Annotated in this window: 10 protein-coding genes; 6 read left to right on the top strand and 4 right to left on the bottom strand. The window is 43.6% G+C overall.

What is annotated here, in order from left to right; translation table 11 throughout:
* Positions 1-162 precede the first annotated feature (162 nt).
* The 4 genes from ABFX33_RS08035 to ABFX33_RS08020 form a co-directional block, all read right to left on the bottom strand.
* On the bottom strand, positions 163-1,185 hold the full coding sequence (locus tag ABFX33_RS08035) for a WD40/YVTN/BNR-like repeat-containing protein (RefSeq protein ID WP_346085388.1): 1,023 nt from the start codon (positions 1,183-1,185) through the stop codon (positions 163-165).
* A gap of 204 nt (positions 1,186-1,389) precedes the next feature.
* The gene (locus ABFX33_RS08030; RefSeq protein WP_346085386.1) at positions 1,390-1,863 is read right to left on the bottom strand and encodes a hypothetical protein; all 474 of its coding nucleotides are present in this window, start codon (positions 1,861-1,863) and stop codon (positions 1,390-1,392) included.
* Position 1,864: 1 nt separating this feature from the next.
* On the bottom strand, positions 1,865-2,422 hold the full coding sequence (locus tag ABFX33_RS08025; protein WP_257087901.1) for a hypothetical protein: 558 nt from the start codon (positions 2,420-2,422) through the stop codon (positions 1,865-1,867).
* A gap of 113 nt (positions 2,423-2,535) precedes the next feature.
* Positions 2,536-3,558 carry a LacI family DNA-binding transcriptional regulator gene (locus tag ABFX33_RS08020; RefSeq protein ID WP_257087902.1) on the bottom strand — a complete coding sequence of 341 codons (1,023 nt, stop codon included), beginning with the start codon at positions 3,556-3,558 and terminating at the stop codon, positions 2,536-2,538.
* 123 nt (positions 3,559-3,681) lie between these two features.
* On the opposite strand from ABFX33_RS08020, the gene ABFX33_RS08015 reads away from it, so the two are divergent.
* The 6 genes from ABFX33_RS08015 to ABFX33_RS07990 all read left to right on the top strand — a co-directional run bounded on the left by ABFX33_RS08015 (position 3,682) and on the right by ABFX33_RS07990 (position 13,057).
* Complete coding sequence (locus ABFX33_RS08015; protein ID WP_346085471.1) at positions 3,682-5,166, top strand: xylulokinase; 1,485 nt, start codon at positions 3,682-3,684, stop codon at positions 5,164-5,166.
* A gap of 1 nt (position 5,167) precedes the next feature.
* Positions 5,168-6,496 (top strand): xylose isomerase, encoded by a 1,329-nt coding sequence (xylA, locus tag ABFX33_RS08010; protein WP_346085384.1) that lies wholly within the window; start codon positions 5,168-5,170, stop codon positions 6,494-6,496.
* Between the two features lie 52 nt (positions 6,497-6,548).
* Complete coding sequence (locus ABFX33_RS08005; RefSeq protein ID WP_346085382.1) at positions 6,549-8,225, top strand: sodium/sugar symporter; 1,677 nt, start codon at positions 6,549-6,551, stop codon at positions 8,223-8,225.
* A gap of 251 nt (positions 8,226-8,476) precedes the next feature.
* The gene (locus ABFX33_RS08000; protein WP_346085381.1) at positions 8,477-10,429 is read left to right on the top strand and encodes a gamma-glutamyltransferase family protein; all 1,953 of its coding nucleotides are present in this window, start codon (positions 8,477-8,479) and stop codon (positions 10,427-10,429) included.
* A 64-nt stretch (positions 10,430-10,493) separates the two neighbouring features.
* The gene (locus ABFX33_RS07995; protein ID WP_346085380.1) at positions 10,494-11,096 is read left to right on the top strand and encodes a 2'-5' RNA ligase family protein; all 603 of its coding nucleotides are present in this window, start codon (positions 10,494-10,496) and stop codon (positions 11,094-11,096) included.
* An 83-nt stretch (positions 11,097-11,179) separates the two neighbouring features.
* Positions 11,180-13,057 (top strand): Nramp family divalent metal transporter, encoded by a 1,878-nt coding sequence (locus ABFX33_RS07990; protein ID WP_346085378.1) that lies wholly within the window; start codon positions 11,180-11,182, stop codon positions 13,055-13,057.
* Positions 13,058-13,116 lie beyond the last annotated feature (59 nt).

Here is a 13,116-nt window from a genome sequence, read left to right as displayed (position 1 = left end):
GTCAGGCGTTGGTATCGTGATAAAGAGTCATTCAAAAAAGCCATTGGCACCTGTGGTGAAGTTCAGTCCCAATATGCCGGACAGGATAAATTGAAAAGGCTTTGGGCTCTTAGATACTATCTGAGACTTGCCTGCTCGCGGGTTTAAAATAGCAAGGTTGGACTATTGGACCAACCTTGCTATTTTTCCTTTATCTCCAGCCAAAAAGACGGCTTTACCTTTCTTAGCCTTCTGCACCGCATTGTAGCTTTCTTGAGAGATTGTATACCATGTTTTTCCTTTATCCGCTGACAGATCCGTTCCCGAGGTTCCGGTGCAGATCAGTTGTTTGTTCGAAAGATAGACTACAGCCGATTTAAAACCCGATATGGGTTGGCTTGAGGCCTGCCAGGTTTTGCCGCCATCATTGCTCAAAAAACAGGCTTTATCCTTGTTTTTATCATTTCTGTAATCGCCGCCAACGACGATCCCTGATTTAGGGGAACTAAATGCAATGGAAAAAGGGCCAGTGCTATTTTGTCCTTGTGTAATTGGACAGCTATAACGTTGCCAGGTGTCCCCCTGATCACCGCTAGCGTAAATATTAGAAACCGTTCCGCCGGTTGCGATCCAGAAATCTCCGGTTGCAAGACCAAAGATAGATGTACCACTGGCGGCAAACCCAGCCTCTCCTTCGGCAATAGTAAACTTAAGATTGGAGGATATATCCGTCCAGGTCTGTCCAAAGTCTACTGTTTTTAATAAGGGCATCTTCCCATTGATGGCATCGCCAAAAGCTATACCGACACCTTTTGGGGTAAAGGCAAAACCATCATAAAATATTTCGGGTCGTGTATCTTTAAAAACCTCTTTCCAGCTTCTGCCCGCATCAGTTGTAAGCAATACTAAGGCTGGAGAACCTGCTGAAATAATCAGGGCCTGATTTTCATCAAAAGCTTCGATATCCCTAAAGTCAATCTTTTCATAACCGATCGGATTGACCCACTGCCAATTTTTTCCAGCATCGGTACTCAAGCCTACTGTGCCGTTGCTTCCGCTGACCCAAAGTGTTTGATCATCGACAACACTTAGTCCTCGATAACTGCTCTTGCGTTCTTGATTCAAGAGTTGAATTGTGTTTTTTTGTGCAGATAGACTTTCGACAAGAAAGACCTGAATGAAAAAGAGAAGAAATAGTGGTTTCATGTGGTTATACGAGTTATTGTAGTGAATTTAGCTGCATAATTATGTTAAATTCAGTTGTATTATTGCGTTAGATCTGTTCTTATTCTCGCCGTAAATCCATGTACATTAAATTCAGTCATATAATTGCAGTAGATCAATTTACGCTAGATTCAATTGTATTACTGTAGCAAATTCATTCGCGTTATTAGGGTAAATCTACGGATATTATTTAGACAAATCTACACTTCTGCGGGATGCTTTACGTCCTTTTTTCAAGATTGTTTTCCTCAACAGGAGCAAGCCAACTGTCATTTTCCTTGGTGATTTGAAATAGGGGATACTTAATATGACGAGCAAGGATATACAGGCCGATGTCCCCAATGCGCCACCATAGCCATTGAAAAACTTACTGGTGTTGAGTAGGATGGTGGTAAATATAACACCTGCCAAGGAAAGCCCAAAATAGGTGGACAGCTGCGTTTTGGATACCATACCGATAAAAGAAGCACCGATAAATACGGCTGGAATATATTGTGTGAGATAAGTGGAGAGTAGATGGGGAAAGAAATAGAGGAAACCGGATACGATCAATGTTAGCAGTGCGGAGGAACGTACTGCGCCCTGTCTGTATTTTGTGTTTACATAATATGTCGCTGTGCTCCCGATAATTCCGACAAGATATAAAATGAATGTTTCCATGTTATTTGAAAAGATAAAGTAGTAAATAGGTCAACGAAACACCGAGGAAAGCCAGTGTCCCCAATTTCCCACCGACACCATTCAGTAGGCTTTTTGAAATCACGAGAAAGACTGCGGTAAAGACACTCGCTGTCAATATAAAAGAAAAACCATGAGCAACCTGTGAACTTGACATACCCACAAAAGCACCACAATAGATGGCAGCAGGAAGATGGGGAAAGTAGCTGGAATCTTTATTGATATTGGGAATGAACGAGGCCAATGTACCCGTCAATGCGGCTCCCATGACCGGGCCAAGACCAAAAACCTGATTGAAGTAATAGGACGCAATAGCGCCTATCGGCACCCAAACCGCAATTTTGATCGACTCATATTCATGGATGTGGTGGTGTATCGGCGATTTGAGGTAACTATATAAGATGAATAAGGAAAGTAATCCGATGAATGACAGTACAATATATGAGTTGGTGTTTTCAACAAAAATGGCGACTAGAAAGAGTGCCTGGATAACAAATAATAAGCAAATACTTAAAATTCTAAACTTCTGCCTGGCTTGCATTTATTTCAAATTTCGGCAAAGTTATCAATTATTTGTCTATTCTACAGGTAGATTTTCTTTTTATCAGGATCGGATCGGGTACAAACTCTTGGATATCCTCATCATGATATCAATTAGTTGTCTATTCTACAGGTAGATTTCCTTTTTATTAGGATCGGATCGAGTACAACTTGTTCGATATCTTCATAAGGATCCTTTTGTTTGACCATCTTCAGAAAGAGTTTAGCACATTCTTCGCCCATCTTGTTGGCCTGTTGATCGATACTCGATAAAGTCGGCGTAATAAATGACGAGAAAGTCTGATTTGCAAAACCGATGACACCGGTCGCTGGAATAGCAATCTCAGCTGCTTTAAGCGCCTGGATAATGCCAACAGCTGTAAAGTCATCACCACCAATGATAGCATCCGGTTGAATGGAAGATTGCAAGATCTGCTCCGTACCTTTTATCCCCGCTTCAATAGATAGTTCTCCACGGACAATAAGATCATCTAACTGTGGAAGATCGGCCTCTTTTAGAGCGGCTTCAAAACCACTGAAGCGATCTTGGAAGATGGCGATTTCCTTGTTTGTGGTGATAAAACCAATTTTTTTATACCCTTGTTCGATTAGATGCTTGGTTGCAAGATAGCCCGCCTCAAAATCATTCAATTTAACTACAGGTGCTGCGATGTCCTGGTGGGTACGGTCAAAGGTGATCAGACTTTTGCCTTGCTTGATGACTTCCTGGAAATGTGCTATTTGCTGCGTTTCTAAGGAGAGTGAGGCAATGATACCATCCACCTGTGCTTCCAACAAAGTTTTGACGCCATTTACTTCATCCGAATAGGATTCGTTCGATTGATAAAGCAGCAGGCTATAGTTGTGCTTCTTTAATTCTTTTTCAATACTGTGAACAGCCTCGGCAAAAAAATGGATTTGCATTGTAGGTACGATAACACCAATTGTATTGGAGCGCCCCGAAGAGAGCGAAGACGCGATTTTATTGACACTGTAATTCAGCTCTTTTGCTTTCGCCAAGACCAACTGCCGCGTAGCTTCACTAATGGTGGGTACATTATTCAAGGCACGGGAAACTGTTGAAACCGTAATTCCAAGCGCCCGCGCAATATCATAAATCGTTGTTTTTTTATTCACGCTCCAAAGTAAATAATTTTATTGAATATTTTGGAAAATACGGAAACATATCCTACTTTTATGCAACCGGTTGCAATTTTGTTTCCGCCAATTGTTTTTAATAACCAGTTTTCAGAAATTCATATGTATTTTTTAGGTATAGATATTGGTACTTCTTCGGTAAAGGTTTCCATTGTTGAAGCATCCTCCCAACGTAAGGTCTGTTCGGCGCAATATCCAGCTGAAGAGGCTCTTATTATTTCGCCGCAGCCCAATTGGGCGGAGCAGGATCCCCAGGACTGGTGGACCTATTTCAAATGGGCTTTATCCCAGGCAAACGCTTCGGGGCTGTACGATCCCAAGCAGATTAAGGCAATCGGTATAGCCTATCAGATGCACGGGCTTGTTGTTGTCGATCAGGAGCAACAGGTGTTGCGCAATGCGATTATTTGGTGTGATAGCCGGGCTGTCGCATTGGGAAACAAAGCTTTTGAGGAGATTGGAAAGGAATTCAATTTAAAACATCACCTCAATTCACCGGGCAATTTTACCGCTTCCAAATTGGCGTGGGTCAAAGCCAATGAACCGGAAATCTATCAGAAAATCGATAAGATCATGCTTCCCGGGGATTTTATAGCCATGAAACTTTCAGGAACCATCAGTACATCTATCTCGGCTTTATCGGAGGGGGTATTCTGGGATTTTCAGCGCAATGAACTGTCTACGGCACTGATGGACTATTATGGTTTCGATGCCGATTTAATACCGTCCATATTGCCCGTTTTTGCTGAGCACGGTCAGATTAAGCCAGCTGTAGCTGATGAATTGGGGCTATCACCGAAAGTAACAATCAACTATAAGGCTGGAGATCAGCCGAATAATGCGCTTTCCCTGAACGTACTTCAACCGGGTGAAGTCGCTGCCACGGCGGGTACTTCGGGTGTTATCTATGGAGTGAGTGACCAGTTGATAGCGGATCGTGAGTCTCGTGTCAATACATTCGCCCATGTCAACTATGGGCCGGATGAGATCCGGACGGGTGTATTGCTCTGCATTAACGGTACTGGTATTATGAACAGTTGGGGTCGGAAGCTTCTGGGAAAGGATTTGTCGTACGATCAGATAAATAGTATGGCCGCGACTTCGCCCATCGGTAGTAAAGGTTTACAGGTTATCCCTTTTGGAAATGGTGCGGAGCGTATGTTGAATAATCAATTGGTGGGGGCATCGATAACGTCAATCGACCTCAATAGACATGAATCTGCTGATATCCTGCGAGCGATTCAGGAAGGAATAGCTTTTGCCTTTCGCTATGGACTGGATATTATGCGCGAAAATGGATTATATCCACAAATGATCCGTGCAGGCAATGCCAATCTATTTTTGAGTCCTGTATTTCGTGACTCGTTTGTGGGTGCGACTAATGTTCCTGTGGAAGTTTACGATCATGATGGCAGTGTGGGCGCTGCTATAGGTGCAGGAATCGGTAGTGGCTATTATACCAGTTTCGTAGAGGCTTTCGAGAGCTTAAAACCGGTATATACCGTGGAACCTAAGGGGGTTGATCAGTATGAAGAAAATTATCAACAGTGGAGAGAAATTTTAGAAACAAAAATAAATACTAAATAAAATGAACATGATCAAAGAACAAAAGGAGTTTTTCAAAGGGATTGGACAGATCGAATTTGAAGGACAGGAAAGCAAAAATCCATTTGCTTTTCGTTATTACAATCCCAAACAGGTTGTTGCGGGTAAGACCATGGAGGAATATTTTAAGTTTGCCTGTTCCTATTGGCATTCTTTCAATGGTGATGGATCTGATCCGTTCGGCGGGCCTACCCACAGATTCCCCTGGGATGAAAGTAATGACCCGATTACACGTGCAAAAGATAAGATGGATGCTGCTTTTGAATTTATCAGCAAAATGAATATTCCATATTACTGTTTTCATGATGTAGACTTGGTGGATTACACGGATAATGTGCTGGAAAACGAAAAAAGACTGGCAACGATCGTAGACTACGCTAAAGAAAAACAGCAGGCGAGCGGTGTCAAGCTTCTTTGGGGTACAGCCAATCTCTTTAGCCACAGACGTTATATGAATGGAGCAGCGACCAATCCGGATTTTCAGGTATTGACGCATGGCGCTGCACAGGTAAAAGCCGCATTGGATGCCACCATTGCACTTGGCGGTGAAAACTATGTGTTCTGGGGCGGACGGGAAGGTTACATGAGCTTGTTAAATACGAATATGAAACGGGAGCAGGAACATCTTGCACAGTTTTTACACCTGGCTAAAGATTACGCCCGTAAAAATGGTTTCAAAGGGACATTCTTTATCGAGCCAAAACCATGTGAACCGACTAAACATCAATACGATTATGATGCCGCCACTGTATTGGGCTTTTTGAGACAGTACGACCTATTGGACGATTTCAAACTCAATCTTGAGGTAAACCATGCAACTTTGGCGGGGCATACCTTCCAACATGAATTGCAGGTTGCTATTGATGCCGGAAAACTGGGATCCATTGACGCCAATCGTGGTGATTATCAAAATGGCTGGGATACAGATCAGTTTCCTAATGATATCAATGAACTGACCGAGTCTATGTTGATCATTTTAGAGGGTGGCGGCTTCCAGGGCGGTGGTGTTAATTTTGATGCCAAAATCCGTCGCAACTCGACTGATCCTCAAGATTTATTCTACGCACATATCGGTGGGATGGATCTTTTCGCACGGGCTTTGCTTACGGCTGAACGCATCTTGGAAGACGGTGAATACCGCAAAATAAGAACAGACCGCTATGCATCCTTCGATCGTGGCAACGGTGCCTCTTTTGAGCAAGGTGCCCTGACGTTGGAGTCTTTAAGAGATTTAGCGGTAGAATTTGGTGAGCCTCAAACGATCAGTGGAAGACAGGAGTATTTAGAAAATTTGATCAACAGGTATATATAGTTATTCAAAATATTTCTATATTAGACGATCAAATTAAACCAATTACCAATACATGAATAATTATTTAAGTACAAAAGATTACATCGTTTTCCTGATATACTTTGTCATTGTCGCAGGTTATGGATTATGGGTGTATTATCGCAAAAAGTCTGAATCTGTAGGCTCCAAGGATTATTTTCTTGCCGAAGGATCGCTGACTTGGTGGGCGATTGGAGCCTCCCTGATTGCATCCAATATTTCTGCGGAACAATTTATCGGTATGAGTGGCTCGGGCTTCAAGATGGGACTTGCCATTGCGACTTACGAGTGGATGGCGGCAATTACCCTGATTGTTGTGGCGGTGTTTTTTATTCCGGTATACCTCAAGAATAAGATCTTTACGATGCCGCAATTTCTGCACAAACGTTATAACGGCACTGTTGCCATGATTATGGCTGTCTTTTGGTTACTACTATATGTGGTGGTCAACCTGACTTCTATTCTCTACCTAGGAGCAATTGCGGTGAGCAGTATCTCTGGTATAAGCCTGGAAGCCTGTATGTATGCTATAGCCATTTTTGCCGTTATCATCACCTTGGGCGGTATGAAGGTGATCGGATACACAGATATTATTCAAGTATTCTTTTTGGTGTTGGGGGGGTTGGCAACAACCTATTTGGCATTAAACCTTGTTTCAGAACATTATGGTGGTTCTGGTATCTTGCAGGGCTACCAACTGATGACCGAAAAAGCGTCTGACCACTTCCACATGATCCTGGAACGTAAAAACGAGAACTACCTGGATTTACCGGGACTGACAGTTCTGATCGGTGGTATGTGGATTGTGAATCTGAACTATTGGGGTTGTAATCAGTACATCACGCAGCGTGCGTTGGGAGCCGATTTGAAGACTGCGCGTAACGGGATTTTGTTTGCTGCATTCTTGAAGTTGTTGATGCCGATTATCGTGGTATTACCGGGTATTGCCGCGTATGTTATGTGGAAAGATGGCTTATTTCAAAATGAAATGATGCAACATGGTGAAGTAAATCCAGATCATGCTTATCCAGTCTTATTGAATCTGTTGCCTGCGGGTCTAAAAGGGCTTTCATTTGCGGCTTTGACAGCTGCGGTAGTTGCCTCATTGGCGGGTAAAGCAAATAGTATTGCCACGATCTTTTCATTGGATATTTATAAAAAGGTATTTAATACCGAAGCTTCTGATAAGAAGTTGGTCAATATTGGTAAATTAACCGTTGTTGTTGCCATGATTTTGGCCGTGATTATCGCGCCACATTTGGGTATTGACAAAAAAGGTGGATTTCAATACATCCAGGAGTATACTGGATTTGTGTCACCGGGTATTTTTGCCATGTTCATCTTGGGATTTTTCTGGAAAAAGACAACATCAAATGCTGCATTATTTGCAACGATCGGTGGATTTATCTTATCCATTATTTTCAAAAAATTACCGGATTGGGCAGATCTTTCTTTCTTGGCTTCTACCGGTTTCTCTATTCCAAATCCGACAACGGGGATTTACGAAATTCCGTTTTTGGACCGGATGGGCTTTGTCTTTGCGATCTGTATCATCGGTATGATCATTATCAGTTTGATTGACAACAAACGTGGGGTAGTACCTGCAGGTCTGGAAGTAGATACAACGATGTTTAAACCACATAAAGCATTTTTGATAGGCGCATTGATTGTTGCCTTATTGGTGACAGCATTGTATTCCATCTATTGGTAATCCCATTATCAAAAAGACGATATAGAGAGCCCATCTCAACCGCAGTTGAGATGGGCTCTTTGTTTTTAAAAAATTTGGCTACCGTTTTATCCAGATGGTTTACATCAATAGCCAGATGATTTTTAAAAAATTCCTATCTTGTCTTCAATAACTATTACATGTGCTGCGAGGCACAAATCCGGTTTGGTATCCCTGTTTCAATAGGGGAGGAGACCAAAGAGGCGGACTTTGGACAAAAAAGAATAACTCAGATGAAAAGAAGATATGCGCTATTTATTGCTTTTGCTGGAATGATAACAGCATTTGCGCCAGTTCAGGGACAGATACAACGTACCGAGAAGCCGCCATTGCATGGTAAACACTGGATGGCGATTACAGGTAAGCCTTTGGCGGCAACTGCTGGTGCCCAGTTGTTCCACCAAGGGGGTAATGCTATAGATGCCGCTTGTGCAATGCTTGCGGCGACTTGTACCATGTGGGATGTGCTTAGCTGGGGTGGAGAGACCCAGGCGCTGATCTATCATCCAAAACTAAAAAAGGTAATTGCTATCAATGCCCTCGGTGTTGCGCCGACAGGGGCAACGGTTGATTTCTTTCGGGCAAAGGGCTATGAATTTCCACCAGAATACGGTCCTCTTGCCGCGGTTACACCTGGCACACCGGGGGGATTATGTTACATGCTGGCTCAATATGGCACCAAGAGCCTGGCCGAAGTACTAGCACCAGCGCTAGAAATGGCGGCCGGTTATCCCATCGATGCACAGACCGCTAATAGTATCGAACGTGGTAAAGAGCGTATCAAAGAATGGCCATACAGCAAAAAGGTCTTCCTGGTCCATCAAGGAAAAGAGAGGGAAGCGCCCGAAGCCGGCGAGCTCTTTGTACAGCAGGATCTACTTCAGACATTAACCAAGCTTGTTGAAGCGGAAAAGAAAGCCCTTGCAGCCGGTAAAGACCGAAAAGCAGCCATCATGGCTGCCTACGACCGCTTTTATAAAGGAGATATTGCGGATGAATTTGTCCGTGGCAGTAAAGAGCAGGGGGGCTTGATTACCAAAGAAGACCTCGCCAACTGGAAACCCATTGAAGAAGAACCTTTACATATCAATTATAAAGGTATAGACGTCTATAAATTACAGGAGTGGACGCAGGGACCAGCTATGCTGCAGAGCTTGCAGCTGCTGAAAAATTTTGATCTAAAAGGCATGGGCTATAACTCAGCGCCCTATATACATACAATATATCAGGTCATGAATCTGGCCTTTGCAGACCGGGATTTTTATTATGGGGATCCCTATTTCAAACCTAAAGCACCTATTCAGGGTTTATTAAGTGAGTCTTATGCCAAGGCACGGGCCGCTACGATTGATCCAAAGCAGAACAATCCACAGGTCCTTCCGGGTGATCCTTATCCTTATGAAGGAAAGAAGAATCCTTTTGCCAAGCTACTTCAACAACGTAGCAAACAATTCACTCCGGATACGGAGTCAAAAAAAGATTTTGTTCCCAAGCACGATGCGAATTCAACATCATCCTTGTTATCCCTGCCGGATACAGCCCTTTGGGCCTCGCTGGCAACAGATAGTGTCTATATGGATAGGTTATTGCGTGGAACGACCAGTGTGGAAGCGGCAGATGCCGAAGGCTGGGTTGTTTCGATCACGCCGAGTGGAGGCTGGCTACCGGCCTGTATCGCCGGAAACACGGGGGTGGGTATGAGCCAACGCTTACAAAGTTTTGTCCTCGACTCGCTGATCAATCCCTTTAATGTCGTGGCACCGGGCAAACGGCCACGTGTAACGCTTACACCTGCGCTAGCATTAAAAGAGGGAAAACCATATCTATCTTTTGCGGTACAGGGTGGTGACACACAGGATCAAAATTTGCTGCAATTCTTTCTGAATACTGTGGAGTTCGGCATGACACCACAGCAAGCAAGTGAGGCCCCGAATATCAATAGTAATCAACTGTGGCTATCTTTGGGTGGCACCAAAATAGACGACCGAAAACCTCGTGCCGGAAGCTTATTACTGGACAAACGCACGCCGAAGGAAGTTGTCGAAAAACTTAAGACAATGGGCTATAGCATACAGTTCGGTGAACGAAATAGTGGTCCGATCAATGCGATCTATTTCGACCAGCAGCATGGTACACTCTGGGGCGGTAGCAGCAACAATGGGGAGGACTATGGAATAGGATGGTAGTATCGTTTTGTTATCTCCATCGTATTTGGTATCTTACCTACTGATCAAAAGGTGATTTTTTGTTATGGAGGGTAGTGTCAATAAGTATTCGTTTGTTTTTCAGCCTGATGAAGCGGGTTTAGTATTGGTGGACGGTTTAAAACAGCAGTTGAGAGCCGCCTTGGCCGAAGAATTTCCAGATAAGGACAAAGGCTGGTACCACAGCTGCAATTCCAAAGCCCATGTGACCATCTGTGCTTTTGCCGGAAATGAGGATACACTGGCTCAGGCCATTGCGGCTTTGCAACAAACAATGCTCTATGAACGTAGTCAGTATGTTTATTTTGATCATTTTTCCTCCTTCGCTGGGGGAGCTTTTTATATTGCGCCCACAGTACATGCCCGAAGTTACCTAAAGGATCGGTCCCGAAAGGTCGTACACACCCTCAACTCCTTTGATCTGATCGAGATCAGTGATGAACCGCATATTTCTATTGGACGTAGATTGGAACCGGAACGGCTCGATTTCGCAAAAAAACTATTGCGCTCGGTTGATCTGAGTTTTATGTGTAGCGGTGTGCATATCCGCCGCTTTAATCCGGACATGGGACAGTATGAACCCGTTGATTTTGTCAAATTTGGCAATCAGTCGAAAGAAAATTCTGGGCAACTTTCATTTAAATTCTAATTATATGGCTGTTTAATTGTCTAGTAATGTAAAGCTTTTTATCTTTAGCCCTAGCAATAAAAGATATTGTCCTCATGTAAACTATGCATCACGACGACTCCCATCATAAATCATTATCCGATATCCATGAAAGTGTGGATGTCAATCAAGGAAAATCCAAATTCAAAAAAGTACTCAGTTTTTTCGGCCCAGCCTACCTGATCAGTGTGGGGTATATGGATCCGGGCAACTGGGCGACGGACCTCGCAGGGGGAAGTCAGTTTGGCTATGCGCTGATCTGGGTCTTGCTGATGAGCAATATTATGGCGCTGTTGCTGCAAAACCTTTGTGCACGTTTGGGTATCGTGAGAGGGAAGGATCTGGCGCAATGTAACCGCGAGACTTACCCCAAGCGGATGAATTTTGTGCTGTATGTCCTAGCCGAGATTGCGATTGCTGCCTGTGATCTGGCCGAAGTATTGGGTATGGCCATTGGCCTCAACCTGTTGTTCGGTATTGATCTGCTTTGGGGGGTACTGATCAGTTTTGCCGACACCTTCCTGTTACTCTACTTACAGAAGTTAGGTATGCGCAAAATGGAACTCTTTATCATCGGTTTAATTTCTATGATCGGCATGTGTTTTATGGTGGAAATGTTTTTGGCTAAGCCTGATTTCTCTGAAGTAGCCACAGGCTTTATTCCCAGTATTCCCAATAGTGCTGCGCTCTATATAGCAATTGGTATTATCGGTGCTACCGTCATGCCACACAACCTTTATCTACATTCCGCCCTGGTGCAGACCCGAAAGATTGACCGAAATGAAGTCTCCATACGAAAATCATTAAAATATAATTTTTGGGACAGTGCCATCGCATTGAACTTGGCATTCTTGGTCAATGCGGCAATATTGATTCTCGCGGCATCCGTATTTCATAAAAATGGTATGCATGATGTAGCCGAACTGGAAGATGCCTATCATTTATTGGGCAATTTACTTGGTACAGAATGGGCCTCGAAGCTATTTGCTGTGGCATTGATTTTGGCGGGCCAAAGTTCAACAGTCACGGGAACCCTGGCCGGACAGATTGTAATGGAGGGTTACTTAAGGTTGCGCATCAGTCCAACGCTGCGTCGGATTATCACACGACTTTTGGCGATTATACCGGCCGTATTGGTGATCCTGATTTCCGGCGAAGGTCGCGTAGGGCAGCTGTTGATCTTTAGTCAGGTGATCTTGAGTATGCAGCTGGCTTTTGCTGTCATACCGTTGATTCACTTTGTCAGCGACAAGGCCAAGATGGGCATCTTTGCAATCAAACCATTGACCAAGGCTTTTGCCTGGTTGATTGCTGCTGTTATAGCGGTACTGAATTTTAAATTGGTTTATGACGAGGTCACTGGATGGATTACCGAAGCAAACAATCTTGTGGTCACAGTGTTACTTATCCTGGGAGCCGTTGGTCTGCTCTTTCTGCTGATCATGACGGTCTTAATCCCTATTATGCGCAAATCAAAACCAATCGAGTTGGAGATACACCCACCATTTGAAGCCTTGCATTTTGAGGACAGCGGATCTTTCAAGAAGGTGGTGATTGCCTTGGATTTTTCAAATTCAGATCAGAAAGTAATACAATATGCCTTGCAGTTGTCACATGCCGATACCAGCTTTGTCGTTGTCCACATTGTCGAAAGTGCTTCCGTTAAATATACAGGCGAATCTACTGATGATTTTGAGTCACGACAGGATTTGGAACGCTTAAAGCTATATGCAGACTTTTTATTGTCCAAAGGACATCAAACGGAATATGAACTTGGCTACAATAATCGGATCAAGAGCATTGCCGAAGTCTGCGAAAAATATCATGCAGACCTTTTGGTCGTGGGGAGTCACGGTCATACCGGAGTCAAAGACTTTGTGTTTGGAGAGACGGTAAACAAGTTGCGTCATGCTGTAAAAGTTCCGGTTTTTATCGCACAATAAGGCTTTGAAACCTATCACAAAGAGACACTGTCTATTCACTGTAATTTTATTGCGGAAAA

The sequence above is a fragment of the Sphingobacterium ginsenosidimutans genome (genome assembly GCF_039536865.1).
In the GTDB taxonomy this organism is placed as follows: domain Bacteria; phylum Bacteroidota; class Bacteroidia; order Sphingobacteriales; family Sphingobacteriaceae; genus Sphingobacterium; species Sphingobacterium detergens.
This window is presented reverse-complemented; position numbering and strand designations above follow the sequence as displayed.

Bases quoted from the DNA above. Each gene is read 5' to 3' on its own strand.
- ABFX33_RS08030 (WP_346085386.1), bottom strand. From the start codon at position 1,863: ATGGAAACATTCATTTTATATCTTGTCGGAATTATCGGGAGCACAGCG.
- ABFX33_RS08035 (WP_346085388.1), bottom strand. From the start codon at position 1,185: ATGAAACCACTATTTCTTCTCTTTTTCATTCAGGTCTTTCTTGTCGAA.
- xylA (WP_346085384.1), top strand. From the start codon at position 5,168: ATGAACATGATCAAAGAACAAAAGGAGTTTTTCAAAGGGATTGGACAG.
- ABFX33_RS08000 (WP_346085381.1), top strand. From the start codon at position 8,477: ATGAAAAGAAGATATGCGCTATTTATTGCTTTTGCTGGAATGATAACA.
- ABFX33_RS07990 (WP_346085378.1), top strand. From the start codon at position 11,180: ATGCATCACGACGACTCCCATCATAAATCATTATCCGATATCCATGAA.
- ABFX33_RS07995 (WP_346085380.1), top strand. From the start codon at position 10,494: ATGGAGGGTAGTGTCAATAAGTATTCGTTTGTTTTTCAGCCTGATGAA.
- ABFX33_RS08015 (WP_346085471.1), top strand. From the start codon at position 3,682: ATGTATTTTTTAGGTATAGATATTGGTACTTCTTCGGTAAAGGTTTCC.
- ABFX33_RS08025 (WP_257087901.1), bottom strand. From the start codon at position 2,422: ATGCAAGCCAGGCAGAAGTTTAGAATTTTAAGTATTTGCTTATTATTT.
- ABFX33_RS08005 (WP_346085382.1), top strand. From the start codon at position 6,549: ATGAATAATTATTTAAGTACAAAAGATTACATCGTTTTCCTGATATAC.